This is a genomic window from Streptomyces roseirectus (assembly GCF_014489635.1).
GTDB classification, from domain to species: domain Bacteria; phylum Actinomycetota; class Actinomycetes; order Streptomycetales; family Streptomycetaceae; genus Streptomyces; species Streptomyces roseirectus.
This window is the reverse complement of record NZ_CP060828.1, coordinates 3,018,624-3,044,563: the sequence shown is the minus strand read 5'-3', so window position 1 is coordinate 3,044,563 and position 25,940 is coordinate 3,018,624. Positions and strand designations below refer to the sequence as shown.

At 71.7% G+C, this 25,940-nt stretch carries 22 protein-coding genes and 3 pseudogenes; 17 read left to right on the top strand and 8 right to left on the bottom strand.

Features of this window, described 5'->3' with window-relative positions; translation table 11 throughout:
• The first annotated feature begins 21 nt into the window (after positions 1-21).
• The 4 genes from IAG44_RS12420 (at position 22) to IAG44_RS12405 (ending at position 3,460) form a co-directional block, all read left to right on the top strand.
• The gene (locus IAG44_RS12420) at positions 22-939 is read left to right on the top strand and encodes a F0F1 ATP synthase subunit gamma (protein WP_187747194.1); all 918 of its coding nucleotides are present in this window, start codon (positions 22-24) and stop codon (positions 937-939) included.
• Positions 939-2,375, top strand: coding sequence for a F0F1 ATP synthase subunit beta (atpD, locus tag IAG44_RS12415; protein ID WP_187747193.1), 1,437 nt, complete (start codon positions 939-941; stop codon positions 2,373-2,375). The genes IAG44_RS12420 and atpD overlap by 1 nt, the downstream gene beginning before the upstream one ends.
• 109 nt (positions 2,376-2,484) lie before the next feature.
• The gene (locus IAG44_RS12410; protein WP_187747192.1) at positions 2,485-2,859 is read left to right on the top strand and encodes a F0F1 ATP synthase subunit epsilon; all 375 of its coding nucleotides are present in this window, start codon (positions 2,485-2,487) and stop codon (positions 2,857-2,859) included.
• A 154-nt stretch (positions 2,860-3,013) separates the two neighbouring features.
• The gene (locus IAG44_RS12405) at positions 3,014-3,460 is read left to right on the top strand and encodes a DUF2550 domain-containing protein (protein WP_187747191.1); all 447 of its coding nucleotides are present in this window, start codon (positions 3,014-3,016) and stop codon (positions 3,458-3,460) included.
• A 21-nt stretch (positions 3,461-3,481) separates the two neighbouring features.
• Here the strand turns inward: IAG44_RS12405 and IAG44_RS12400 are convergent, their stop codons facing one another.
• From IAG44_RS12400 to IAG44_RS12390, 3 genes and pseudogenes are all read right to left on the bottom strand, one after another.
• A complete protein-coding gene (locus IAG44_RS12400; RefSeq protein WP_187747190.1) occupies positions 3,482-3,694 on the bottom strand; it encodes a hypothetical protein in 213 nt (70 codons plus the stop codon).
• A gap of 124 nt (positions 3,695-3,818) precedes the next feature.
• A pseudogene (locus IAG44_RS12395) lies at positions 3,819-4,925 on the bottom strand (glycoside hydrolase family 18 protein); the annotation flags it as partial.
• A gap of 271 nt (positions 4,926-5,196) precedes the next feature.
• Positions 5,197-5,838 carry a response regulator gene (locus tag IAG44_RS12390; protein ID WP_187747188.1) on the bottom strand — a complete coding sequence of 214 codons (642 nt, stop codon included), beginning with the start codon at positions 5,836-5,838 and terminating at the stop codon, positions 5,197-5,199.
• Positions 5,839-5,876: 38 nt separating this feature from the next.
• On the opposite strand from IAG44_RS12390, the pseudogene IAG44_RS12385 reads away from it, so the two are divergent.
• A pseudogene (locus IAG44_RS12385) lies at positions 5,877-6,191 on the top strand (IS110 family transposase); the annotation flags it as partial.
• 5 nt (positions 6,192-6,196) lie between these two features.
• Here the strand turns inward: IAG44_RS12385 and IAG44_RS12380 are convergent.
• On the bottom strand, positions 6,197-7,354 hold the full coding sequence (locus IAG44_RS12380; RefSeq protein ID WP_343075728.1) for a sensor histidine kinase: 1,158 nt from the start codon (positions 7,352-7,354) through the stop codon (positions 6,197-6,199).
• Positions 7,355-7,513: 159 nt separating this feature from the next.
• Between IAG44_RS12380 and IAG44_RS12375 the strand changes: the two genes are divergently transcribed.
• The 3 genes from IAG44_RS12375 to IAG44_RS12365 all read left to right on the top strand — a co-directional run bounded on the left by IAG44_RS12375 (position 7,514) and on the right by IAG44_RS12365 (position 8,717).
• Positions 7,514-8,086 carry a hypothetical protein gene (locus IAG44_RS12375; RefSeq protein ID WP_187747186.1) on the top strand — a complete coding sequence of 191 codons (573 nt, stop codon included), beginning with the start codon at positions 7,514-7,516 and terminating at the stop codon, positions 8,084-8,086.
• Between the two features lie 77 nt (positions 8,087-8,163).
• On the top strand, positions 8,164-8,451 hold the full coding sequence (locus tag IAG44_RS12370) for a type II toxin-antitoxin system Phd/YefM family antitoxin (protein ID WP_187747185.1): 288 nt from the start codon (positions 8,164-8,166) through the stop codon (positions 8,449-8,451).
• Positions 8,448-8,717, top strand: a complete 270-nt coding sequence (locus IAG44_RS12365) for a type II toxin-antitoxin system RelE family toxin (RefSeq protein ID WP_187747184.1) — start codon at positions 8,448-8,450, stop codon at positions 8,715-8,717. Before IAG44_RS12370 ends, IAG44_RS12365 begins: the two co-directional genes overlap by 4 nt.
• Positions 8,718-8,723: 6 nt before the next feature.
• Here the strand turns inward: IAG44_RS12365 and IAG44_RS12360 are convergent, their stop codons facing one another.
• The gene (locus tag IAG44_RS12360) at positions 8,724-9,296 is read right to left on the bottom strand and encodes a cob(I)yrinic acid a,c-diamide adenosyltransferase (RefSeq protein ID WP_187747183.1); all 573 of its coding nucleotides are present in this window, start codon (positions 9,294-9,296) and stop codon (positions 8,724-8,726) included.
• Between the two features lie 299 nt (positions 9,297-9,595).
• Here IAG44_RS12360 and IAG44_RS12355 point away from each other — a divergent pair, with 299 nt between their 5' ends.
• From IAG44_RS12355 to IAG44_RS12330, 6 genes and pseudogenes are all read left to right on the top strand, one after another.
• Positions 9,596-9,919: an STAS domain-containing protein gene (locus IAG44_RS12355; protein WP_187747182.1), complete on the top strand. Its 324-nt coding sequence runs from the start codon at positions 9,596-9,598 to the stop codon at positions 9,917-9,919.
• Positions 9,920-10,183: 264 nt separating this feature from the next.
• Positions 10,184-12,919 carry an ATP-binding protein gene (locus IAG44_RS12350; RefSeq protein WP_187747181.1) on the top strand — a complete coding sequence of 912 codons (2,736 nt, stop codon included), beginning with the start codon at positions 10,184-10,186 and terminating at the stop codon, positions 12,917-12,919.
• Between the two features lie 537 nt (positions 12,920-13,456).
• Positions 13,457-14,407: an ABC transporter ATP-binding protein gene (locus tag IAG44_RS12345; RefSeq protein WP_187747180.1), complete on the top strand. Its 951-nt coding sequence runs from the start codon at positions 13,457-13,459 to the stop codon at positions 14,405-14,407.
• A gap of 1 nt (position 14,408) precedes the next feature.
• Complete coding sequence (locus tag IAG44_RS12340; RefSeq protein ID WP_187747179.1) at positions 14,409-15,188, top strand: ABC transporter permease; 780 nt, start codon at positions 14,409-14,411, stop codon at positions 15,186-15,188.
• Positions 15,189-15,313: 125 nt separating this feature from the next.
• Positions 15,314-16,459: pseudogene (locus tag IAG44_RS12335) on the top strand (ABC transporter ATP-binding protein); the annotation flags it as partial.
• Between the two features lie 629 nt (positions 16,460-17,088).
• Complete coding sequence (locus tag IAG44_RS12330; RefSeq protein ID WP_187747178.1) at positions 17,089-17,895, top strand: ABC transporter permease subunit; 807 nt, start codon at positions 17,089-17,091, stop codon at positions 17,893-17,895.
• 4 nt (positions 17,896-17,899) lie between these two features.
• Here IAG44_RS12330 and IAG44_RS12325 read toward each other — a convergent pair whose 3' ends face one another.
• Complete coding sequence (locus tag IAG44_RS12325; protein ID WP_187747177.1) at positions 17,900-18,232, bottom strand: ATP/GTP-binding protein; 333 nt, start codon at positions 18,230-18,232, stop codon at positions 17,900-17,902.
• Positions 18,233-18,476: 244 nt separating this feature from the next.
• Here IAG44_RS12325 and IAG44_RS12320 point away from each other — a divergent pair, with 244 nt between their 5' ends.
• Entirely contained in the window at positions 18,477-19,505 is a 1,029-nt protein-coding gene (locus tag IAG44_RS12320; protein ID WP_187747176.1) for an LLM class flavin-dependent oxidoreductase, read from the top strand.
• A 469-nt stretch (positions 19,506-19,974) separates the two neighbouring features.
• Here the strand turns inward: IAG44_RS12320 and IAG44_RS12315 are convergent, their stop codons facing one another.
• Entirely contained in the window at positions 19,975-20,367 is a 393-nt protein-coding gene (locus IAG44_RS12315) for an SCO5389 family protein (protein ID WP_187747175.1), read from the bottom strand.
• Positions 20,368-20,709: 342 nt separating this feature from the next.
• On the opposite strand from IAG44_RS12315, the gene nucS reads away from it, so the two are divergent.
• The gene (gene nucS / locus IAG44_RS12310) at positions 20,710-21,381 is read left to right on the top strand and encodes an endonuclease NucS (protein ID WP_187747174.1); all 672 of its coding nucleotides are present in this window, start codon (positions 20,710-20,712) and stop codon (positions 21,379-21,381) included.
• Between the two features lie 2,156 nt (positions 21,382-23,537).
• Here the strand turns inward: nucS and IAG44_RS12305 are convergent.
• A complete protein-coding gene (locus tag IAG44_RS12305) occupies positions 23,538-24,893 on the bottom strand; it encodes a COG1470 family protein (RefSeq protein WP_246561664.1) in 1,356 nt (451 codons plus the stop codon).
• A gap of 235 nt (positions 24,894-25,128) precedes the next feature.
• Between IAG44_RS12305 and IAG44_RS12300 the strand changes: the two genes are divergently transcribed.
• Positions 25,129-25,797, top strand: a complete 669-nt coding sequence (locus tag IAG44_RS12300; protein ID WP_246561663.1) for a helix-turn-helix transcriptional regulator — start codon at positions 25,129-25,131, stop codon at positions 25,795-25,797.
• Positions 25,798-25,940 lie beyond the last annotated feature (143 nt).

Here is a 25,940-nt window from a genome sequence, read left to right as displayed (position 1 = left end):
CGTAAGGAAGGGACCTGACTCATGGGAGCCCAGCTCCGGGTCTACAAGCGTCGCATCCGATCCGTCACCGCGACCAAGAAGATCACCAAGGCGATGGAGATGATCGCCGCCTCGCGCGTCGTCAAGGCGCAGCGCAAGGTGGCGGCCTCCACGCCGTACGCGCAGGAACTGACCCGCGCGGTCACGGCGGTCGGCACCGGCTCGAACACCAAGCACCCGCTGACCACGCAGGCCGAGACGGTCACGCGGTCCGCGGTCCTGCTCCTGACGAGCGACCGCGGTCTCGCGGGCGCCTTCAACTCCAACGCCATCAAGGCCGCCGAGCAGCTGACGGCGCGCCTCGAGGCCGAGGGCAAGCAGGTCGACACGTACATCGTCGGCCGGCGTGGTGTCGCGCACTACAACTTCCGCGAGCGGAAGATCGCGGACTCGTGGGCGGGCTTCACGGACGAGCCGTCGTACGCGGACGCCAAGCAGGTCGCGGCGCCGCTGATCGAGGCGATCGAGAAGGACACGGCGGACGGCGGGGTGGACGAACTCCACATCGTGTTCACCGAGTTCGTCTCGATGATGACGCAGACCGCCATCGGCGACCGGCTGCTGCCGCTGAGCCTCGACGAGGTGGCGGCCAAGGAGTCCAAGCAGGGCGAGATCCTTCCCCTGTACGACTTCGAGCCCTCGGCGGAGGACGTCCTCGACGCCCTGCTGCCGCGCTATGTGGAGAGCCGCGTCTACAACGCGCTGCTCCAGTCGGCGGCCTCCAAGCACGCCGCCACGCGTCGCGCGATGAAGTCGGCGACCGACAACGCGGGAGAGCTGATCACCACGCTCTCCCGACTTGCCAACGCGGCCCGCCAGGCCGAAATCACCCAGGAAATCAGCGAGATCGTCGGTGGCACCGCAGCCCTGGCCGACGCGACCGCGGGGAGTGACAGGTAATGACGACGACAGTTGAGACGGCCGTTGCCACGGGCCGCGTCGCCCGGGTCATCGGCCCGGTCGTCGACGTGGAGTTCCCCGTCGACGCGATGCCGGAGATCTACAACGCTCTGCACGTCGAGGTCTCCGACCCGGCGAACGAGGGCGAGAAGAAGACGCTGACCCTGGAGGTCGCCCAGCACCTGGGTGACGGCCTGGTCCGCACCATCTCGATGCAGCCCACCGACGGTCTGGTCCGCCAGGCCGCGGTGACCGACACGGGCACGGGCATCTCCGTCCCCGTCGGTGACTTCACCAAGGGCAAGGTGTTCAACACCCTCGGCGAGGTCCTGAACGTCGACGAGTCCTACGACGGCGAGCGCTGGTCCATCCACCGCAAGGCGCCGGCGTTCGACCAGCTCGAGTCCAAGACCGAGATGTTCGAGACGGGTCTGAAGGTCGTCGACCTCCTCACCCCGTACGTCAAGGGCGGCAAGATCGGTCTGTTCGGTGGTGCCGGTGTCGGCAAGACCGTGCTGATCCAGGAAATGATCATGCGTGTCGCCAACCTCCACGAGGGCGTCTCCGTCTTCGCGGGCGTCGGCGAGCGCACCCGTGAGGGCAACGACCTCATCCAGGAGATGGAAGAGAGCGGCGTTCTCGACAAGACCGCCCTCGTCTTCGGTCAGATGGACGAGCCCCCGGGCACCCGTCTGCGCGTCGCGCTGGCCGGCCTCACCATGGCCGAGTACTTCCGTGACGTCCAGAAGCAGGACGTGCTGTTCTTCATCGACAACATCTTCCGCTTCACGCAGGCCGGTTCCGAGGTCTCCACGCTGCTCGGCCGTATGCCGTCCGCGGTGGGTTACCAGCCGAACCTGGCCGACGAGATGGGTCTCCTCCAGGAGCGCATCACCTCGACCCGCGGTCACTCGATCACCTCGATGCAGGCGATCTACGTCCCCGCGGACGACCTGACCGACCCGGCCCCGGCCACCACCTTCGCCCACCTCGACGCGACGACGGTGCTCTCCCGTCCGATCTCCGAGAAGGGCATCTACCCGGCCGTGGACCCGCTGGACTCCACGTCCCGGATCCTGGACCCGCGCTACATCGAGCAGGACCACTACGACGCCGCCATGCGCGTCAAGACGATCCTGCAGAAGTACAAGGACCTCCAGGACATCATCGCGATCCTCGGTATCGACGAACTCGGCGAGGAGGACAAGCTCGTCGTCCACCGTGCCCGTCGCGTGGAGCGCTTCCTGTCCCAGAACACCCACGCCGCCAAGCAGTTCACCGGCGTCGACGGGTCGGACGTTCCGCTGGACGAGTCGATCGCGGCCTTCAACGCGATCTGCGACGGCGACTACGACCACTTCCCCGAGCAGGCGTTCTTCATGTGCGGTGGGCTTGAGGACCTCAAGAACAACGCCAAGGAGCTGGGCGTCTCCTGAGCCTGACGCTCTGAGGAGGGGCGGGTGTGTCCCGCCCCTCTTCGTACGCCCACTAGACTTGTAACCAACACCCGGCAGGACCGCCGGGTGGTGACCCGAGGAGCCAACCTTGGCTGCTGAGCTGCACGTCGCGCTGGTCGCGGCCGACCGAGAGGTCTGGTCGGGCGACGCGACTCTCGTCGTCGCGCGCACCACGTCCGGCGACATCGGCGTCATGCCCGGTCACCAGCCGCTGCTCGGTGTGCTGGAGTCGGGCCCGGTGACCATCCGTACGAGTGACGGCGGGACCGTCGTCGCCGCGGTGCACGGCGGATTCATCTCGTTCGCCGACAACAAGCTGTCGCTGCTGGCCGAGATCGCCGAGCTGTCGGACGAGATCGACGTCCAGCGCGTCGAGCGCGAGCTGGAGAAGGCGAAGGCCGAGGGTGACGCCGCCGCCGAGCGGCGTGCCGACGTCCGACTGCGGGCGGCGGCCGCGCATTGATCGCAGCGCCCATGTGATGCCTATCACTCAGCCGCGGCCGGCCCGGAGCGATCCGGTGCCGGTCGCGGCTGTGGCAGATCTGGATGTTTTTTCCGTTCCGTTACCAATTGCCGAACCCCATTTCGGTACGTAGGAGACGAGGAGGTCGGTGTCGATGGTCCTCGCTCTGACTGTGTGCGGAATCGTCGTGGCCCTCGTGGTGCTGGGCCTGTTCGTCTTCGGCCTGCGCCGCAGACTGATCCAGCGTTCGGGGGGCACGTTCGACTGCTCCCTGCGCTGGGACGTTCCCGAGAAACCCGACCCCAGCGGCAAGGGCTGGTCCTACGGCGTCGCCCGCTACAGCGGTGACACCGTCGAGTGGTACCGCGTCTTCTCCTACGCCTACCGTCCCCGCCGCGTCCTGGAGCGCTCCTCCATCGAGGTCTCCGGCCGCCGCCTCCCCGAGGGCGAGGAGGAACTGGCACTCCTGTCGGACGCGGTCGTCCTCGCCTGCACACATCGCGGGACACGGCTGGAACTGGCGATGAGCGAGGACGCGCTGACCGGGTTCCTGGCGTGGCTGGAGGCGGCGCCTCCAGGTCAGCGCGTCAACGTGGCCTGAGGCTTCAGGCGGTTCGCGCGGTCATATCGTCAGCGGGCAGATCGGGTTCACCGGCGTCTGCTGCTCCTGCGCGGCCGGGTGCCGCTGCGCCGGCGCGTGGGCGGAGAGGTCCACCGTCACGGTGACCGGGCCGAGGACCGCGAGCAGGGCCGCCGAAGTGGTCGCGCCGAAGGCGGCGAGCTGCGTTGCCGAGGGCTTGAGACCGGTGCGCTTGGTGCCGGTGCGGCGCTTCATGGTTCCCCCTGAGTGGTGCGTTCCGCTTCGTTGCGGAGAATCACTTTCTGCCCGGTGGCGGGCACTTCTCACGGGCCGTTCGGTCCATGGGGGATGGGCCGAACGGCCCGCGTCGGGGCGGGGGTTACGCGAGGCCGTTGCTGATCGCGGTGACCAGTTCGCCGCCTGCGGTGTCGCCGCTGAACTCCCAGAAGAAGGCGCCCCTCAGGCCCTGGAGCTTGGCCCAGGCCATTTTTCCGGCGATGGTCTGGGGGGTGTCGTAGGACCACCAGGTGGTGCCGCAGTGGGCGTAGGCGGTGCCGCCGACGAGGCCGGTGGGCGGGCAGGTTGTTTTGAGGACCTTGTAGTCCTCGACGCCGGCGTCGTAGGTGCCGGGGGCGGGGCCGGTTGCCGTGCCGCCGGGGGTGGGCTGGGTGACGCCGGTCCAGCCCCGGCCGTAGAAGCCGACGCCGACAAGGAGTTTGTTCGCGGGGACGCCCTTCGCGCGGTACTTGGCGATGGCGTCGGCCGTGGTGAAGCCCTGCTGGGGGATGCCGGGGTAGGGGTACAGGGGGGAGTGGGGGGCCGTGGGGCCCTGGGCGGTGAAGGCGCCGAAGAAGTCGTACGTCATGATGTTGAACCAGTCGAGGTACGGGGCGGCGCCCGCGTAGTCGGTGGCGTCGATCTTGCCGCCGGGGGTGGCGTCGGCGGTGGTGGCGGCCGTGACGAGGTACTTGGGGCCGAACTCGGCGCGCAGCGCGGACATCAGGTTCTTGAACGCGGCCGGGCCCGAGGCGTCGCAGGAGTCACCGCAGGCGTTCGGGTACTCCCAGTCCATGTCGATGCCGTCGAAGACGTCGGCCCAGCGCGGGTCCTCGACGAGGTCGTGGCAGGAGCGGGCGAACGCGGCCGGGTTCTTCGCGGCCTCGCCGAAGCCGCCGGACAGGGTCCAGCCGCCGAACGACCAGAGGACCTTGATGTGCGGGTACTTCGCCTTCAGCTGGCGGAGCTGGTTGAAGTTGCCGCGCAGCGGCTGGTCCCAGGTGTCGGCGACGCCGCTGACGGACTGCTCGGCGGTGAACGCCTTGTCGTGGTCGGCCCAGGCGTCGGTGAGCGCGCACTTGCCGCCGGTGACGTTGCCGAAGGCGTAGTTGATGTGGGTGATCTTCGCGGCGGTGCCGGAGGTGACCAGGTTCTTGACGTTGTAGCCCCGGCCGTAGATGCCCCACTGGGCGAAGTAGCCGAGTTTCACCGGGGGTTCGGCCCGGTGGTGCGCGGCGATGGGGGCGGGGGAGTACGCGGACGCCGGGGTCGCGAGAGCGGCCAGGGGAAGCAGCGCCGCCGCGACCAGGGACGCCAGCCCGCGGACGGGGTGTCTGCCGAGTGCGAAGCGCATGGGGCGCCTCCTCGATGTGGGGGTGGGTTGACCGGTGCGGGGAGCGTAGGAGTGGTCTGGACCAACCGTCAATAGGTCTGTACCAATACCGTTCCGCTCCTTCGTGATCCGCTCCTCCGTGATCAGCCTAGATCCCCAACTCCTGCGCCAGCACCGCCGCTTGGACCCTGCTGCGCAGCTCGAGCTTGGCCAGCAGCCGACTCACGTGGGTCTTCACCGTGGCCTCGGCCATGTCCAGCCGCTCCGCGATCGCCGCGTTGGACAGACCCTCGCCGACACAGGCCAGCACCTCGCGCTCACGCCGGGTGAGGGTGTCCAGGACGGCGGGATCGGCCCTGGGCTCGCGGGGGCCGGCGACGGCGAACTCGGCGATCAGACGGCGGGTGACGGCCGGGGCGATCAGCCCCTCACCCCGGGCCACCGTCCGTACGGCGTCCAGGAGTTGGCCCGCCTCCGCGTTCTTCAGCAGGAAACCGGACGCGCCCGCCCTGAGGGCACCGAAGACGTACTCGTCCAGGTCGAACGTCGTCAGCACGAGGACGTCCGCCAGGCCCTCCGCGACGACCCTCCGCGTCGCCGACACGCCGTCCAGGCGCGGCATCTGAACGTCCATCAGGACCAGATCCGGCCTCAACTCCCGGGCCAGCGCCACCGCTTGCTCCCCGTCCGCGGCCTCGCCCACGACCTCGATGTCCGGCGCGCTGCGCAGGATCAGGACGAGGCCCGAGCGGACGGCCGACTGGTCCTCGGCGACCAGGACGCGGATCATGCGGAGTCCCTAAGAATGTCGGCGGTCCGGGAGGACCGGGTGTGGCTGATGCGGTGTTGCTGTTGATGGCTCAAGGAGAATGGCCGCCCGGTCCTCCGGGACGCCGCACCGGCAACTACCACCGGCCCAAACGCTACAACCGCCGCCTGCGGCACATCTCCTACATGTCGGCCCGGACCGCGATGATGCGCCCCGGCCCCTCCCGGGACTACTGCCTCAAGAAGCGATCCGAGGGCCTGCTGCACACCCAGGCCCTGCTCGCCCTCGCTCGGCGCCGGGTCGACGTCCTGTGGGCAATGCTGCGCGACAAGAGGCTGTTCACCTCCGCCCCGCCGGTCACGCAGGCGGCTTGACACGATCATTGAGATTCTCCTTCGGTGAGGGGGAGGACGGCGCGTACCGTCCAACTGCCGTGGGCGGGGCCCGCGTCGAAGGTGCCGCCGACCAGGGTGGCGCGTTCGCGCATGCCGATCAGGCCGGCGCCGGAGCCCGGGGCGCGCGGGGGTTCGGGGGCGCCGTAGGGGCTGGTCACCGTGACCTCCAGGTGGGCGTCGCGGTGGTGCAGGGTGACGGTGACCGGGCCCGGGGCGGCGTGCTTCAGGGCGTTGGTCAGGGACTCCTGGACGATGCGGTAGGCGGCCAGGCCGATGGGGGCGGGGAGGGTCGCGGGCGGGGGCGCGGTGAGGGCGACGTCGAGGCCGTTCGCCTTCGCGGTGTCGATCAGGGACGTCAGGGAGTCCAGGGTGGGGGCCGGTTCGACGTCGTCGGTGTCCTTGCGGAGGATGCCGATCAGGCGGCGCATCTCGGACAGGCCCTCCACGCTGTTCTCCCTGATCACCGACAGGGCCTGTTTCGAGGTGTCCGGGTCGTCGATCGACAGGGCGGCCGTCGAGTGGATCGCGATCGCCGAGAGGTGGTTGGCGACCAGGTCGTGCAACTCCCGTGCCATGCGGGCGCGTTCGGCCGTCACCGCCTGCGTGCGGTCGAACTCGGCCAGCAGCGCGGTCTGTTCGGCACGCAGGCGGGCCGTCTCCGCCGCCGCGCGGTGGTTGCGGACGATGGCTCCGGTCGTCGCCGGGGTCAGGGTGACCAGGCCGATCGCGAAGCCGATCAGGAGGGCTTCGGGGCGGCGCAGCAGGGCGAGCGGGACGATCGTCGCCAGGAGCGTCAGGTACGCGGTGAGCGGGGGGATGCGGCGGGCGGCGGCGGGGGTGCCGTACAGGACGGACGCGTAGACCAGGTCCGTGTAGAGCAGGACCGTGACGACGCTGCCCCTGGTGACCGTGTCCAGGATCAGCATCGCCGTGCCGGTCAGGACGGCCGTTCCCGGGTGGTTCCGGCGCAGGAGGGCGCAGGACGACATCGCCGCGAGCGGGAGGAGGGGGGCCCAGACGCCGTCCCACAGGACGATGGTGTTGTCGCCTCCCGGGCGGGCGAACAGGCCGGCCGTCCATAGGAGCAGGCCGCCGGCCATGCCTGCGGCTGCGATGCGGACGTCGTCGCGGTGGGGGCGCATGGGTCCATCCAACAGGGGGGACGGGGGCCGCGCCTGATTCCCGGGGTGGGTCCGTGGCTGCATCTTTCGATGTACGCCGATCTCGTCTCGGGCGACGAGGTGAGCGGGCGGGCGGGCCGGGAGGCTGGATGCGGGAACTCTCGAAAGGAGCGTGCCGACATGGTCGTCGGACTGATCATCGCCTGTGAAGTGGCGTTCTGGGTGCTGCTGGCGGCGGGCCTCACCTTCCGGTACGCCCTCAAGATGCCGCGCACCGGGCTGGCCTTCCTGCTGTGCGAGCCCCTGCTGGAGGTCGTGCTCTTCCTGGTGACGGCCATGGATCTGCGCGACGGGGCCGAGCCGAGCTGGCATCACGGCGTCGCCGCGGTCTACATCGGCTTCACCGTCGGGCTCGGGCACTCCACGATCAAGTGGGCCGACGCGAAGGTCTCCCACCGCTACTTCGGCGGCCCCCCGCCCGTGAAGCCCCCCAAGTACGGCCGCGCCCGCGCCCTCCACGAGTGGAAGGTCGCCGCCCGCTGGATCACCGCCGCCTCCGTCGCCGCCGGCCTCCTCCAGGCCGCCATCTGGTACGTCGGCGACACCGGCGACACCGGCTCCCTGCGCGGCTGGCAGTCCCGCATGTTCTTCGTCATCGGCATCAACGTGATCATCGCGGCGGCCTACACGGTGTTCCCGAAGCGGGCACCGGAGGGGGTGGAGGAGCGAGCGAAGGAGAAGGCGCAGTGGTGATGCCCGACGCGGGGGCGTGCGGGAAGCGGTGGGGTGCGTCGAGCCGGGGTGTACACGAAAGTGGGTACACTGGAGTCATGGACGACTCCATCTCTGTACGCGAGCTTCGAGCCAACCTTGCGCGGCTGCTTGATCAGGCGGAGGAAGGGGAGCCGACGGTCATCACGCGGGGCGGCACGCCTGTGGCGGCCCTTGTTCCGATAGAGGAGTACAGCGCGCTGGAGGAAGCGGCTGACGAATTGCTGGCACGTGAGGCCCTTCAGACGCTCGCGGAAGAAGGCGACGCTCCGCGCGCCACGCTGGCGGACGTACTGGCGGACATCTTCGGACCCCCGGCGAACGTCTCAGAGGAAGGCGCCGCGTGAAGTACGCCTTCGAGTTCACGGCTGCCGCCCGGCGTCAGTTGAGAACTCTGGACCAGACGACCGCACTGCGCGTCTTGCATGCGCTGAGTCGCCTGGGGGACGACCCTTATCGTGACGACGCGGACGTGAAGAAGCTGTCCGGGGCCGACGACCTCTACCGGCTGCGTGTCGGGATGTACCGGATCGCCTATCGGATCGACGACGGCAAGCTCATCATCCTCGTCGTCCGGGTCGGTCACCGCAGGGATGTCTATCGGCGCCCCTGACTCCGCTCAGCGTTCGCCGCCCGGGACCCACAGGACGTCGCCGGTCTCCTTGTTGGCCGTGCGGGCCAGGATGAAGAGGAGGTCGGAGAGGCGGTTGAGGTAGGTGGCGGTGAGGGGGTTCATGGTGGGGGCGTGGGCTTCGAGGGCGGCCCAGGTGGAGCGTTCGGCTCGGCGGACGACGGTGCAGGAGTGGTGGAGGAGGGCGGCGCCGGGGGTTCCGCCCGGGAGGATGAAGGAGCGGAGTTTTTCGAGGCGGGCGTTGTAGTGGTCGCAGTCCTGTTCCAGGCGGTCGATGTAGGACTGTTCCACGCGGAGTGGGGGGAATTCGGGGTTCTCCACTACGGGGCAGGAGAGGTCCGCGCCCACGTCGAAGAGGTCGTTCTGGACGCGGGTGAGGACCTTCACCACGTCGTCGGGGAGGGCGCCCAGGGCGATCGCGGTGCCCAGTGTCGCGTTGGCCTCGTTCGCGTCGGCGTAGGCCGCGATGCGGAGGTCGGTTTTGGGGACGCGGCTCAGGTCGCCGAGGTTGGTGGTGCCCTGGTCGCCGGTGCGGGTGTAGATGCGCGTCAGATTGACCATGGGGCCAGGGTAGTTGTGACCGGGCGGGGGCTGTTTGTGTGATGTCCGCCAGAACACACGTGACGCGCGTTACTAAGCCGTCACAGAGCGCCCCGATCCCGCTAAGGTCCGGGCCAAGGGTCGGCGGACCGGGGTGGGTTCGCCGTGTCGGGGTGGTCAGTGGCGGCAGGGAACGCGAACCGCACACGTCCCACCAGCCTCACCCCTGCGAGTGAATTCGGTATCGGTTCGCTCACAGACGGCAACCTCCGGCCACCCGGGGCAGTCAGACGATGCGATACCGACGCAGGGGAGCGCATATGCACATCAGGGGCGACCACACCGAGGTGGTCGTCGGGGGTCGGCTGGACGTGCACAGCGCGGCGGACGCCCGTACGGTCCTGCACGCCGCCGTCGACGACGGAGTCGGCGATCTGGTGCTGGACCTGTCCGAACTGGACTTCTGGGACGCCACCGGACTCGGCGTGATCATGGGCGTGCACCGCAGGGCGGGCCGGGAGGGCCGGCGCCTGGTCCTGCGCGGCGTCCCCCCGCAACTGCAACGCCTGCTGGTCGCCACCCGCCTCCACCGCATCCTCGCCATCGAGGGCGGCCTCGCGGCCGAGTCCCTGCCCAGGGTCTGACACCGGCGGGGCCCGGCACCAGCGTCGGGCCTGACACCAGCGGGTTCTGACACCGGCAGGTCACCCGCGCAATCCTCACCGGACCGTGACGTCTCGGGCGGCGCGGTACCCCCGGGCTGTCGGAGATACTGTGCGAAGGTTTACGGTTCGTCTGCCCGCCGCCCTCAGCCCTCTGGCGGGCACCGGACCAGAAGCGACAGCGCAGTGTGCGACAAGGCCGGGAAGGGCCACACCACCACACGACGCTTTTGGGGGGCTTGACCGATGGACCCGAACACCCGGGAGCCCGAGGACACCGGACAGGACGGCCGCGCGCCGCGCCCGCGTCCCACCAGGGACCCCCTCGCGCCGGACTTCGGCCAGCACGCGCCGACCCCGGCGCGCACCGTCGAGATCGTCGCCGGCGAGCACCTGCTCACCGTCAACCCGGTCGACGGCAGCGAGATAGAGCTGTGCCCGCCGACCGAGCGCCCCGACACCCCCGTCCGCCGCACCGCCGAGGCCCGCGCCGAGGCGGACCGCGCCGCCAGACCCCCGGTGCCCGCGGGGCACGTCCCGGCGCCGCCCCCGCTGCTCGGCCGCCAGGAGGAGCGCGAGCAACTGGTCCGGCTCATCGCGCGCGGCCGCTCCGTACGCCTCACCGGCCCCGCCGGCTCCGGCCGCACCCGCCTCCTCGACCTCGTCGCCGAGGACTGCGCGGACCTCGCCCCCGACGGCGTCGTCCGCCTCAGCGGGTACGGGCGCGGCGCGGACGAGCTGCTGCACGAGCTGTTCCACGCCGTGTACGACGCCCCCTTGCACCGCCCGCTGCACGGCGAACTCCTCGTGCTGGTGCGTGAGATCGGCGCCGTCGTCGTCGTGGACGACCTGGAGTTCGGCGGCGCCGAGCTGGACGGGCTGCTCGCGGCGACCCCCGAGTGCGCGTTCCTGTTCGGCGCGACCGGCGAGACGCCGCTGCCGTCGGCGGGCTCGGCCGTCGAGGAGGTCACGCTCGGCGGGCTCGACCGGGCGGGCGGCATCGACCTCATCGAACGCGCCGTCGGCCGTGTCCTCACCGAGGAGGAGGCCAACTGGGCCGGCGACCTGTGGTTCGAGTCCGAGGGGCTGCCCCTCAGGTTCGTGCAGGCCGGCGCCCTGCTCCAGCAGCGCGACCAGGTCCGGGCCACCGCCGACGCCGTCGACGAGTACGGCGTCTTCGAGGACGCCCGCCCGGCCGGCCCGCAGGACACCGAACCCGAGGAGGAGATACCGCTCCCCTCCCTCGGCCAGGCCGCAGGCCCCGCCGCGCTGCTCGCCGCCCGGCTCAGCCCCGCCGCCCGCGCCGCCCTGCGCTTCGCCATCGCCCTCGGCGGCGAGGTCCCGCACCAGGCTCATCTGCCCGCGCTGGTCGGTGACACCCACGCGGACGCGGCCCTCGGTGAACTCGTCACCTGCGGTCTCGTCACCCCCGTCGGCCCCCGCTACCGGCTCGCCGCCGGCATCCAGGGCCAGCTCGAAGCCGCCGGGTACGCCGACGAGCCGCGCGCCCTCGCGCAGGCCGCCGCCGCGCACTACGCCTGGTGGACCGGGCACCCCTCCGTCACGCCGGAGCGGGTCCGCGCCGAGGCCGACGCGATCCTCGCCGCGCTGACCGTCGTCGCGCCGCTCGCCACGCCGCCCGCCGAGGGCGAGCAGTCCACGGCCGTCCAGCTCGCCCGCACCGCCGTCCCCGCGCTCGCCGCCGGGCTGCACTTCGCCGCCTGGGAACGCGCCCTGCGCGCCGGCGCCGAGGCCGCGCGGCTGTCCGGCGAGGTCGCCGACCAGGCGTACTTCCACCACGAACTCGGCGTGTACGCGATCCTCGCCGGGCAGCTCGACCGGGCCCGCTCCGAGCTGGAGACGTCCATCGGGCTGCGGGGGGCTCTCGCGGACAAGCGGGGGACGGTCGCGGGGCGCCGCGCGCTGGCGCTGGTCGCGGACCGGTCGGGGGATGTGCCGGGGGTGGTGTTGCCGGGGGCCGGATCGCCGGGGGCGGGGCTGCCGGGGGCGGGGATGTCGGGGACGGGGATGTCGGGGGCGGGGTTCGGCGCGGCGAGCGGGGCCGGCTCACCGGTGGGTTCCGCCGGGGGGTTCCCGGCCGGGACTCCGGCGGGGGGCACGCCCGCTGCCGGAACCGGCTTTGTGCCGGGAGCTACGGCCGCATCCGGGTTCGGGGCAGGGGCCACGGCGGCTTCTGGTGCCGGGTACGGGTCAGGATCCACGGCTGCTTCCGGTGCCGGGTACGCGTCGGGGGCCACGGCTGGATTCGCGGCCGGTTCGGGCCGGGGGTTCACCGGGACTGCGGCGACGCAGCAGCAGCGGGCCGTGGGGGCGGCGCCCGCCCAGCACCGGCGCACCCTGCGCGGTATCGCCCGCCGCAACCTCGTCGCGGCCGGCGCGGGTGCGCTTCTCGTCGCCGTGCTCGGGACGGTCGTCGGGCTCGGGGCGACGTCTGACAAGGGGGCGGACGACCCGTCGCGGCAGGTCACGCCCTCCACCAGCGCCGGGCTCGACGACGGGGGGCTCGACGACGGCAACCCCGGCGCGTCCGGCGGTGGCTCGGGGGCCGGCGGGGCCGGCTCCGGTGCCGGGACCGGCGGTGTCGGCGACCCCACCAGCAGGCCCAGCCCCACCGACCCCGGCCCCGACGGGACCATGGGCACCTCCGACGACCCGACCCCCACCGAGTCGGCGCCCACGACGAACGGCGGTACGACCGGTGGCTCGCCGGGGTCGACGGGCGGGACCACGGGGGGTACGTCGCCGAAGCCGACGCCGAGCACGACACCACCGTCGCCCACGCCGAGCCAGTCGCCGTCGCCGACCCCGTCCGACTCCCCGCCCCCGGCGTCGGAGTCCCCGTCCAGCAGTCCCACCACCCCCGACGGCACCCCGTCCACGTCGACCTCGGCGAGCGGCCCCGCGCCCAGCGCGCCGGGGTCCCCGAGCGCGGCCGACTCGGCGTCGGCGTCGGTGATCTGAGCAGCGGCGCGCCCGGTGCCCACGGGCCGGGGCGCGGGCCGCGCAGCCGTATGCGGCACGCGGCCGTACCAGGGCGGGCAGCCGTACCGCGGCAGCCGTACCGGGGGCGCGCTGCCTCGCCGAGTCGCGCTGCTACGGCGGTCTGCGCTGCCGCGCCGAGTCGCGTCGCCACGGCGGTCTGCGCTGCCGCGCCGAGTCGCGTTGCCACGGCATTCCGCGCTGCCGCGCCGAGTCGCGCTGCCACGGCGGTCTGCGCTGCCGCGCCGAGTCGCGTCGCCACGGCGGTCTGCGCCGCCGTACCGAGTCGCGCTGCCACGAAATTCCGCGCCGCCATGGCAGTCCGAGCTGCTACGGCGGTCCGCGTCCCCGCGCCGGGACGGCTGGGTGAGCCGTGTGCCCCGCGCGGCTGTCGGGGCGTGGGGCTGGGCCGGGGGCAGGGTGTGCCGGGCGGTGGGCGGTGGGGGCTTCGCTCAGCTGTTATCGGGCGTTCGTCTTTTCCGGTGGCAACGGCGTGGTCGGCCCCCTAGCGTGGGGCGCATGATCGAGCTTGAGGGGCTGACCAAGCGGTACGGGGAGAAGGTGGCGGTGAACAACCTCACCTTCGCCGTCCGGCCGGGGATCGTGACGGGGTTTCTGGGGCCCAACGGGGCCGGGAAGTCCACGACCATGCGGATGATGCTGGGTCTCGACCGGCCCACGTCGGGGGACGTGCGGATCGACGGGCAGCATTACGACGCGCTCAAGGAACCCCTCAAGTACATCGGCGCGCTCCTCGACGCGAAGGCGACGCACGGCGGCCGGAGCGCCTTCAACCACCTCCTGTTCCTCGCGCAGAGCAACGGCATCCCGCGCCGCAGGGTGGACGAGGTTCTGGACACCGTCGGCCTGACGTCCGTCGCGAAGAAGAAGGCGAAGGGGTTCTCGCTGGGCATGGGCCAGCGGCTCGGCATCGCGGCGGCGCTGCTCGGCGACCCCCGCATCCTGATGTTCGACGAGCCGGTGAACGGCCTCGACCCCGAGGGCATCCACTGGATCCGCAACCTGATGAAATCCCTCGCGGCCCAGGGCCGCACGGTGTTCGTCTCCTCGCACCTGATGAGCGAGATGGCGCTGACGGCGGACCACCTGGTCGTCATCGGCCAGGGCCGCCTCCTCGCGGACACCTCCATGGCGGACTTCATCGCCCGCAACTCCCGCTCCTACGTCCGCATCCGCACCCCGCAGCGCGAGCGGATGCTCGACGTGCTGCACCAGGCGGGCGTGACGGTCGTCGAGAGCGGCAGCGGCGTCCTGGAGGTCGACGGCAGCAAGGCCGAGCAGATCGGTGAGCTGGCCGCCCAGCACCAGCTCGTGCTGCACGAACTGAGCCCGCAGCAGGCGTCGCTGGAAGAGGCGTTCATGCAGCTGACCGCCGAGTCGGTCGAATACCACGCGCACACGGACGAGCCCGCGCCGCAGGAGTGGGGCGACGGCTGGAGGAAGGACTGAGATGGCCGTCACCCAGGTCACGCAGGTCGTGCAGTCGGAGTGGACGAAGATCCGGTCCGTCGCGTCGACCGTCTGGACGCTCTCGCTCGCGGCCGTCGTCTCGATCGGGCTCGGCATGACGTTCTCGGCCCTGTCGAAGAGCCAGTTCGACGACCTCAGCCGCGACGACAAGCTCTCCTTCGACCCCACGAACATCAGCTTCGTCGGGATGTCGCTCGGGCAGCTCGCGATGATCGTGTTCGGGGTGCTGGTGGTGTCGAACGAGTACAGCACCGGCATGATCCGCACCTCGCTCGCGGCCGTACCGCAGCGGGGCACCTTCTACCTGAGCAAGATCGCCGTCGCCGCCGGGCTCGCGCTGGCCGTCGGGATGGTCACCAGCTTCGCCGCGTTCTTCCTCGGGCAGTCGCTGCTCGGCTCGCTGCGCGCGGACATCGGGGACCCCGGGGTGCTGCGGGCCGTCATCGGCGGTGGGCTCTACATGGCGCTGATCACGCTGTTCTCGATGGGCATCGCGACGATGCTGCGCTCGCCGATGCTCTCCCTCGGCATCCTCATGCCGTTCTTCTTCCTCGTCTCGGGCATCCTCGGGAACGTCTCCGCGACGAAGAAGGTCGGGCAGTACCTGCCGGACCAGGCGGGGAGCAAGATCATGCGGGTGGTGACGCCGATCGACGACGACACCCCGTACGGGCCGTGGGGCGGGCTCGCGATCATGGTGGTGTGGGTGGTCGTGGCACTGCTCGGGGGGTATCTGCTGCTCAAGCGGCGGGACGCGTAGCGCTGCGCGGGCCGGGCGGGGGGCTTTACTCGGTCTTGGCCGGAACCGTCAGCTCCCCGATAAGCTCCTAACTCTTACGGGGGGCGTGCGCCCCGCTGTCCTGAACCTTGCGATGGGTGCGGAGCATGATCGAGGCAGTCGGCCTGACCAAGCGCTACGGCGACAAGACCGCTGTGCACAATCTGTCCTTCCGGGTGCGTCCGGGCGCCGTCACCGGGTTCCTCGGGCCGAACGGCTCCGGCAAGTCGACGACGATGCGGATGATCCTCGGGCTCGACAATCCGACGGCCGGTTCGGTCACGATCAGCGGGCACCCGTACCGGCAGCTGCCGAACGCCGCGCGGCACGTGGGGGCGCTGCTCGACGCGAAGGCCGTGCACGGGGGGCGGTCGGCGCGCAATCACCTCCTGTGCCTCGCGCAGCTCTCCGGGATCCCCGCGCGGCGGGTGGACGAGGTGCTGGGCGTCGTCGGGCTCCAAGGCGTCGCCGGGAAGCGGTCCAAGGGGTTCTCGCTCGGCATGGGGCAGCGGCTCGGGATCGCGGCGGCGCTGCTCGGTGACCCCCAGGTGCTGCTCTTCGACGAACCCGTCAACGGGCTCGACCCCGAGGGGATCCTCTGGGTGCGCAACTTGATGAAGTCGCTGGCCGCCGAGGGGCGGACGGTGTTCGTCTCCTCCCACCTCATGAGCGAGATGGCGCTCACCGCCGATCACCTCATCGTCATCGGGCGCGGGCAGCTCCTCGCGGACATGAGCGTGCGTGACTTCATCGAGGCGAACTCCGCCGGGTTCGCGCGGATCCGGACGCCGGACGCGCAGCCGCAGCTCCGCGAGAAACTGACGTCCGCGCTGACGGAGGCGGGCGGCCACGTCCTCCCGGAGTCCGACGGCGCCCTCCGCGTCACCGGGCTGCCCCTGCCCCGCATCAGCGACCTCGCCCACAGCGCGGACGTCCGCCTCTGGGAACTCTCGCCCCACCAGGCGTCCCTGGAGGAGGCGTACATGCGGATGACCCAGGCCGCCGTCGACTACCGCTCCACCACCGACCAGAAGTCCGGCCTCCAACAGCCCCTCCCCCCGGGCGCCCTCCCCCCGATGCCGGTAGCCGGCCAGGGCCAGCCGGGCTGGTACGCCCCGCCGCCACCCCAGCAGGCCCCGGGCGGCCCGGCAGCGCAGGGCACCTTCGGACCGGCGCCGCAGGTGAGTCCGCCGGGTCCGGGAGCCCCTGCGGGGCAGGCTCCGGCGACCGGCGGGGGCTTCGGGCTGCCGCCGGTGGCGCAGGGCGGGGTGTCGGGTGCGCGGAGTGGGCAGGGTGCGGCGGGGTCGGGGGGTTCCGTCGGGCAGGCATCGGCGGCCGGGCAGGGTTTCGGGGCTGTGGCGCAGGACGGGGGGCCGGGTGCGCGGCCCGAGGGCGGTGCACCGGGGGCCGCTGCGGCTGCGACTGCGGTGCCCGGGGCTTCGGCTCGGGCGGGGAGTGAGCAGGAAGGCGTGACCGGGGGTGGGTTCGGGCCCGCGCCGGTGGTTCCTGCCGAGGCCGCGGCTCAGGCTGCCGGGGCGGGTGGTCAGGCGGAGGCCGGGGTGGGCGGTCCGGCTGGGGCCGGGGCTTCGGGGGCCGGCTCCGCGCCGGGGGAGGCGGGCACGCGGACGCTCACGAAGGCTCCGGCGGCTCCCGCTGCTCCGGTGGCTTCCTCGGCTCCGGCGGTGTCTCCGGCTCCGGTGGCGTCTCCGGCTCCGGTGTCTTCCCCCGCTCCGGGTGCGTCTCCGGCTTCGGCTGCTTCCCCAGGTTCGGGTGTGCGGGCCGAAGGGGAGCCGAGCACGTTGTTGTTGGCGGCGGCTGCTGAGGGGGACGCCGGGGCCGCTGCCCCCGTCTCCGACAAGAAGATCGATTCCGAGGACGTTCGATGAGTGGTGGATACACGTCGCCGATTCCGGTGGTGCGTACGCATTTTGGGCATGCCGTGGCGTCGGAGTGGACGAAGATCCGGTCCGTGCGGTCGACGATGTGGACGCTCGGGGTGTTTGTGGTGCTGGTGATGGGGGTGGGGTTGTTGACGGCGGTGTTGGTGTCGGCCAATGCCGGGCCCTATGACCTGGAGGGCGACAATCCGTTGTCGTACGGGGTGTTCGGGCTGTTGCTCGGGAGCATGTGCGTGATCACGCTGGGCGTGCTGACGACGGCGTCCGAGTACGGCACGGGCATGATCCGGACGACGATGGTGGCGTGCCCCTCGCGGGGGCGGGTGCTGGCGGCGAAGGCGTTGGTGTTCTTCGCCGTCGCGTTCGCGTTCACGTTCGTGGCGACGCTGATCGTGGCCCTCGCGGACGTCGCGCTGCTGGACGGGGCGAAGACGCCGACGACCGGCGACTGGGTGAAGGGCACGTTCGGGGTGTCGCTGTTCATCGCGCTGCTCGGCCTGCTGTCGCTGGCCGTCGGCTCGATCGTCCGGCACTCCGCGGGCGCCATCACCATCATGATCGGGCTCGTGCTGGCGCCGCTGGTGCTGGCGCTGTTCATGTTCACGGACGCCCTGTCGGGCCTGCGTGACTTCCTGATCGAGTACTCGATCCCCAACCTGCTGAGCACGTTCTACGCCGAGACCCTGACCGAGGCCGGCCCCTCCGCGTGGGACGCGGTCCTGGTCGCCGTCCTCGTCACGGGCGCGGCGTTCGGCATGGCGTTCGCGTTGTTGGAGAAGCGGGACGTGTGAGCCGTCAGAAGCGGGGCGCGTTGCGGGACCGTCGGACCCCTGGGGTGCGGCGGTCCCGCGCGTTCCAGCAGGACTTGTGCCAGTGGCGGCGATCGTCGACGCCGGCGTACTCGGGCCAGGCGACGACGTGCGGGACGCCGTCCGGGATGAGCTGGTCGCAGCCGGGGCAGCGGTACGACTTGCCCTGGCTGCTGGACCCCGCGACGTGCCGCACGCTCCACTCCTCGCCGGCCCAGTCGGTGGACGACTGCCAGCCGCCGTAGCGGCTCGCGCGGTCGTCCCCGGCGCTGGGGCCGGACAGGTCGGTGCCCTTGGGGCGGTTGCGGCGCGGGGACACGGGACACCTCACGGGGCGGGACGGGAAGCGTGGCTTCCGTCCAGCCTACGCGGCGGGATGCGGGGTAGGCGAAGAACGGCCAATGCCCACAAGTCCCCCCGGGGCGGGTGGGTCGGTCGGCGGCTCCGAGCCGTTCTCCAGACAATCCGCAAATCTCTTCGCCAGGCCGTGTCCTCGGCACGTGTCAGACGGTTATGCCGGGTGGGGGAGCTCCGCGTCGGAGCCAAGGAAGCAGGAAAGTGCCATGCGCGTTGGAAGTTTCGTGTTGGCGGCCCAGTTCCCGGGTCAGGGTCAGGGTGAGGCGCTGCACCGGGCGGTCCGCTCCGCCGAGGTCGCCGAGGAGGCCGGGCTCGACTCCGTCTGGCTGGCCGAGCACCACTTCGTGCCGTACGGGACGTGCCCGTCGGCCGTCACCCTCGCGGCGCTGCTGCTCGGGCGGACGCGGCGGATCCGGGTCGGGACGGCGGTCAGTGTGCTGCCGACCGTGCATCCCGTCGCGCTCGGGGAGCAGGCGGCGCTGCTGCACCTCACGAGCGGGGGGCGGTTCTCGCTCGGGGTCGGGCGGGGCGGTCCCTGGGTCGACCTCGAAGTGTTCGGGGGCGGGATCGAGGCGTACGAGAAGGGGTTCCCGGAGTCGCTCGACCTGTTGCTGCGGTGGCTCCGGGAGCCGGCTGTGGGGGCGGCGGGGGAGCGGTACCGGTTCCGGGACGTCGCGGTCGTGCCCCGGCCGGCCGAGTCGCTGTGCGACGCGGAGGGGCCCGAGGTCGTGGTCGCCTGTACCTCGCCGGCGAGTGTGCGGCTCGCCGCGGAGCGGGGGTTGCCCATGCTGCTCGGGATGCACATCGGGGACGAGGAGAAGGCCGAGATGGTGGCCCTCTGGCGGCGGCACGCCCGTGAGTCCGGTCGGGGGCGGGAGGAGATCGCGCTCGCCGCGCACGTGTCCGCCGGGGTGTGCCAGATCGCCGACCGGCGCAGTGACGCCGTCGAGACGCTGGTGAAGTCCATGCCGGGGTGGTTGCGGCAGGGGCTCGGTGCGCATGTCACCGTCGACGGGCGGGAGCGGGCCATGCGGGATCCCGTCGCCTACACGGAACTCCTCTGCGGGCTGCACCCGGTGGGCACGCCCCGGCTCTGCGCGGACCGCCTCTCCGCCACCTCCGAACGCACCGGCATCACCCGCTTCGCCCTGCTCGTCGAGGGCTCGGGGGACCTGGCGGCCACGGAGGAGAACGTCCGGCGGCTGGGGGCGGAGGTGGTGGGGCGGTTGGGGTGAGGGGGTGGGGGTGTCGGTGGGGGCTGGGGTGTGGGTCGGTGCGGCTTGGTGAGGGCTGGGGTGGGGGGTGTTTCGCTCGCCCGCGCCGGCGGGGGGCCGCTGCGCCCACCCGTGCCGCCTGGGGGTACCCCCTGCTCGAAGAGCTTGGGGGAGGCACGACTGCCCGCAGCTGGGGCGGGGAGGGGTGTCGGGTGCGGATAGGGGGTGGGGCGACTGCCCGCGACCGGACGGGGGTGTGCGCGTGGTGGTGTTCCGCTGGGGGCGTGGCCGTGCGGGGGTGTCGGGCTGGTCGTTCAGGTGCGATGTGTGCTGTTCGAGGTGTCGGCGTTTCGATGCGGTCTGCCGGCTTCGTGTCGTACGCCGGTCTGCGGGGCATCAGCCGTGAGCGTGGTTGGTGTGCCGGTCGCCTGCCGGTCCTGGATTTTGGTTGTGCTCCCGCGAGTGGAGCGGCAGGCGAACGGGGTTGGGGTCAGCAGTCCCGGAGTTCGGGGGACTGGTTCAGGAGTTGGCCTCGGATGGAGGTGAAGCGGGCCAGACGGTCGTCTGCCGAGGGGTCGAGGGGGAAGACCGCGACCCGGTGGCAGTTCTGGAAGGCCAGCCGTACTCCGAAGTGCCGTTGCAGCGCACCGCGTATCGCGTCACTGGCGAGCGCGCGGAGCAGTTGTCCGCGGGCCTGTTCGTTCGGCGGCGGCGTCTGGTTGTCGGCGAACTCTCCGCCGTCCACCTTCAGTTGAGCCACCAGGGAGCTGATCATCTCCCACGCGTAAGGCAGGGAGGTCCGGACGCAGTCGACGAATTCGGCTTCGTCGACCTCGCCTCGCTCGGCCTGTTCCAACAGGGCCGGTGAGACGTCGAGCGACATGAGTACTCCTCTCGCACCCCCGATTGCGGCAGGGGTTGCCGGGCAGGGAAAGGGGAGCCCGCCGCGCCGGTCTCCCGCAACACTGAGTACACGCACGACGACCTCCCGGTCACTACCGTAGGCAACCGGTGGTGGCCGCACCAGGAGAATGGCCACTTAGGGCCCCGCAGACAGGGAGACAATCAGCCAGGGCGCGAATGACCGGAATCCCGAGGGATTCGGGAGGAAAGGGCGACGGCTGATCGGTGCCTGGACGGTTCGTGACCGGAGGTGTCCGTGTTCCGGTCCGCTTGTGACGGGCGATTCACACCGGCGCCTGAGTGTCGAGTAGCGTTGCTGCCCATGCGTCTCGTCATCGCCCGCTGCTCCGTCGACTACGCGGGCCGCCTCACCGCCCACCTGCCCTCCGCGCCCCGTCTGATCCTGGTCAAGGCCGACGGCAGCGTCTCGATCCACGCGGACGACCGGGCGTACAAGCCGCTCAACTGGATGTCTCCGCCGTGTACGTTGAAAGAGGGAGCCGGGGACGACGAAGGTGTCTGGACCGTCGTCAACAAAGCGGGCGAGAAGCTCATCATCACGATGGAGGAGGTCCTGCACGACTCCTCGCACGAACTCGGCGTCGATCCCGGGCTGATCAAGGACGGCGTGGAAGCGCACCTCCAGGAACTCCTCGCCGACCGGATCGAGACGCTGGGCGAGGGGTACACGCTCATCCGGCGTGAGTACATGACCGCCATCGGGCCCGTCGACATCCTCTGCCGCGATGCCTCCGGGCAGACCGTCGCCATCGAGATCAAACGCCGGGGAGAGATCGACGGCGTCGAGCAACTGACCCGCTACCTGGAACTCCTCAACCGCGATCCCCACCTCGCCCCGGTCCGCGGCATCTTCGCGGCCCAGGAGATCAAGCCCCAGGCGCGCGTGCTGGCCACGGATCGCGGCATCGGGTGCCAGGTCCTCGACTACGACGCGCTGCGGGGCATCGAGGACGACAAGCTGCGCTTGTTCTAGGGGAGTTGGGGGAGGGGTGAGGCGGGGCGTGGCGGCGGCCGGTTACGGGGGCCGTTGCGCGCCTCTGCGGGGATTGCTGTGCGTCTCTGCGAGGGCTGCTGTGCGTCTCTGCGGGGGCCGTGGGGGCCTGTCGACACGTCGGCCGCCCCGCTGCCTCGGCCGCCCGCCGGCCCTCGACCCCTCGTCGGCCCTCGGTCCCTCGCCGCACGCCTCGGTGGCGTCCCGCCCGGTGGTGCAGCGCCATCCGGGCCGGGCCCGTCCGGGCGCCCTGTGATCGCCGGTTCGGCCGAAGCCCGTGCTGCCGCGTGAGCCGGTCGGCTCTGGGCTGACGGGTGGAGGGTGTCCCGCCGGGTGGTGTGGCGATGCGGGGACGTCGGTCTTCGCCCGGAGTCGAAGCGACGCCTGCCGGCCCGCCCGGCCACGGCGTGGGCTGCTCACCGGCGTTGGCCCAGCGGGCCGACCTGTCGAGTCGTCGGCTTCACGCCGGTGCACCACCCAGCGGGACGTGACCGGCGGGTGGCACTCGGCCGCGACCTGCGGGGCATCGAGGCCGACAAGTTGCGCTTGTGCCAAGGGGGTTGGGGGCGGGCCGGCGGTCGGCTGCGGGAGCCGCTGAACGCCCCTGCGGGGGGGCCTGTCGGCATCTCGGCCTCTGCCACGCGCCTCGGCCCCTGCCGCACGCTTCGGCTTCCGCCGACGTCTCGGCCTTCGTGGCGCGCCTCGGGTCCCGCTGGATGCCTCCGTTTTCTCCCCGCCGCCGCATGTCGCCGTCTCCGCGCCGTGTGGCGTCCCGTCCAGTGGTGTGCCGCTCGGCCGTCGCGGCTCCGCAGGACGCGGCCGAGTTCCGCCGGTCAGCCCCGGGGCTGGGCGGTCTCGCCGCGCTGACCGGCTCACGCAGCGGCGAGGCTTCGGTCGAGCAGGCGATCGCGGTGCTCGGACGGGCGCGCGGTCCGGGCGGCTCTGCACCACTCGGCGGGACGCCGCCCCGCGCCGTCATGCCTCAGCCTCCGCCATACGCCTCGGCCCCTGCGCTGCATGCCTCGGCCTCCGCGCCGTCATGCCCCAGCCCCCGCGCTGCACGCCTCGGCCCCCCGCACCACACGCCTCAGCCCCCGTCGCACGCCTCAGCCCTCACCGCACGCGATGGCGTCCCGCCGAGTGGTGTAGCCGATCAAGCTGGCGGAATCCGCAGGTCGCGGCCCGAATCGCCCTCGCCGGCGGCCCTGTTGAGGGCTCACCGAGCCGGGACCAGTGGTGATCGCACGACGGACCGCAGCGGCACGTACCGGACGGCTCCCAAGCGGAAGCGACGGACCGTGATCGGCTACACCACGACGGAGGACACGACCCGACTGGGTGGCGTCCCGCCAAGTGGTGCAGCCGCTCGACTGTCGCGGCTTCGCAGGTCGCGGCCGAGTTCCGCCCGTCGGTCCAGGGCCGGGCGGCCCCCGCTGCGCCGACCGGCTCACGCGGCGGCGCGGGCTTCGGCTGAGCCGGCGATCGCGGGGCGCTCGGCGAGCGCGGTCCGGAGGGCTCTACACCGCTCGGCGGGACGCCACCCTCCCCGCATCGGTCCGGGAAACGGCTTGATCGTGGTGGGGTACTCAGTGCGGGGTGAGTAGGGGAGCGGAGGTGTGGGGGTGGGGTGGGGTGGAGGCTGGGGGGATGGACATGGTTACGGGGAGTGCGGTGCGGCGAGGGCTCGCGTATGTGGTGCTGGGTGGGATCGCTCTTGGTCTGTGGGCCGGGTGGCTCGGGTGGGATCAGGAGCGGGATGTGCATCCGGATGGGAGCAGTACGGGGCCTTATGAGGCGTGGCAGGTGGTGGGGCTGGTGGGCTGTTTGGTGGGGGTTGTGGTGGGGGCGGTGGTCCGGGGGTGGGGGAGGGAAGCGGTGGTGGGGGTCAGTGGGGGGATGGTCCTGGCCGCTTACTGGGACTGGTCCGACGATGCCAGTGGGTTGTTCATGGTGGGGGTGTTGATGGTGGGGGGAGGGTGCCTTGCCGGGGCGGCTCTCGTCTCGGCGGTCGTCAGGAACCTCATGGCCGTCAGGAGCAACTTTTCGGACCGGGATTGTTGATTTCCGGACGAAATACGGGGTCCGGGTTACGGAATTGGTCCGGACCGATCGAGAATGGTCGGAGGTAGGGGCTCCGGTTACGGCGTCGTACGGGTGAGCACACCACTGACATTCAGGACTTCGTAGCACCCCGAGGCACGCTGGCCGCTGGCCGGTGTGCCGGGCTTCGCGCAGGTCACCTCGATCGTCACGGTGTCGTTCGCGGGGATCTGGATGGGGGTGACCCAGTGGTAGTCCTGGTTGCGGAAGGTCTCCAGCGCGATCGTGGTGATCTTCCGGTCGCCGAAGGAGAAGGTCAGCGTCCCCTCGTCCCCCTGGAAGTTCGCGAGGACGACGTCCGTGACGCCGAACACCATGCCCGCCGGGACGGTGTAGACGCCGCGCGCGGGCTGGCCGGCCGCCGCCTTCACCTCGATGGTCTGCGAACTCTGCTGTCCGCCCCCGCTGCCGCCGACGGTCCCGGGACCGACGCCGGTGCCCTGGCCGCTCTCGTTGCCCTGTCCGGTCGTCGTCCCGCCCTGCCCGGCGCCACCGGGGCCCGTCGGGGAACTCCCGGTGCCCGTACCGCCCGGCGTCTGTGCCCCGGACGGCGCGGGACGCGGCTGGACGGCCTCCTTCGCGGCGTCCTTGGCCGCGCTGCGCACCGCGGGACGGACCAGTGCGAACCAGGCCAGCAGCAGCGCGAGCAGGATGGCGAGCAGGATCAGCAGCCACCGGGGGAAGATCGGGATCTGCACGAACTCGGCGTCCAGCGGCGCCCGGGGCGCGCTCTCCTCGGGACGGGGCTGCTCCGCACCCTCCTCCGGCGCGACCTCCGTCGTCGTGAGGGTGAACGGCCACACCACCGGCGTCCCGAACCACACCGGCTTGCCGGTGCGGACCCGCAGGCCGACCTCGGTCGACTCGCCCGGCTCCAGCTTGGGCCGCTCCTGGGTGAACGCGAAGCCCAGCTCCTCGCCCGGCTGGCCCGGCGTGAACTCCACCTGCACGGGCGTGTTGCCGAGGTTGCGCACGGCCAGCCGGTACCGTCCCCGCAGCCAGCCCCGGCGGCGCCTGGGCGCCAGCTCGGTCTCCAGCTCGTGGAACGCCTCGATCCGCACGGTGCCCTCGGGCACCCGCACCGACTCGGGGTGCTCGGCGGGCAACACCCGTACCGCGAACGGCCGTTCACCCGCCCGGACCTCCGGGGAACGCGGCGGCGACAGGGTGATCGTCACCGTCTCGGACGTCCCCGGATACAGGGAGACCCGGGCCGGCTCCACGGAGCTCCAGGCCGCGCACTCCCCGACGACCTCCAGGCTGTACGCCTCGACGATGTCGCTGTCGTTGCGGACGGTCAGGGTGGTCGTGGCGACGGAGCCGGGAGCCACCGTGACGACCGGGATGTCGAGGCCCGGCGCGCCGGGACCGGAAGAGGCTGGGGAAGGGGTCACACCAGCACGCTAGAGACGTGTACGCGAGAGCCGCGAGGGGCACGAGGGCAGTGTCCGGGCAGTCGTGGTGCCCGCGAAGTGACCGCCGACGCTCCTGCCGGCGGGAGGTGCCGACGTCTCCCGCCGATCCCCGTACGCCGCACGGCACCACTTACCCCACGCAGCACTCTTCCCCCCACGGAACCGGTGAACGCGTCCCTGCAATTCGCTCGGTGCTAAGGAGATCAGCACTGTCATGCCTGCAGCTACACCCAACGAACCGGTCTCGCGGGCAGGTCGCCCCGAGCCGGTGACGGTGGCCGTCTACGCCGCCGACCCCGTCCTGCGCGTCGGCGTCGTCCAGCAGTTGCGCCAACGGCCCGAGGCGGCGGTCCTCGACGACGCGGACGCCGACCGCGCGCATGTCTCCCTGGTCGTCGTGGACAACGTCGACGACGATGTCGCCGCGCTGCTCCAGCGGCTGCGCCACAACACCGCCACCCGGACCGGCCTCGTCGTCGGCACCCTCGGCTCGGGCGCGCTCCAGCGTGTCGTCGAGTGCGGGGTCACGGCGGTGCTGCGCCGCACCGAGGCCGACCAGGACCGGCTCGTCCACCTCGTCCTCGCGCTCGCCAAGGGGGAGGGCGTGCTGCCCGGTGACCTCCTCGGCGAACTCCTCACCCACGTCGGCAGCCTCCAGCGTGCCGCGCTCGATCCCCGGGGGGTCTCCCTCTCCACCCTCACCACCCGCGAGGCGGACATGCTCCGCCTCGTCTCGGAGGGCCTGGACACCGCCGAGATAGCCCGCAAGACCTCGTACTCCGAACGCACCGTCAAAAACGTCCTCCACGAGGTGACAACCCGCCTCCAACTCCGCAACCGCGCCCACGCGGTGGGCTACGCCCTACGCAACGGCCTGATCTGAGGCCCCACACGACGCTCAGGGCCGGGGGGATCCACCCTCGGCCCTGAGCAGCGAATCGCATCGGGGCGCCGGCATCCATGAGCGGCACGCGTCGCGGCCGGACGGGCAGGGCTCGCGGCAGCCACGCCGACTCCGGACGGAGC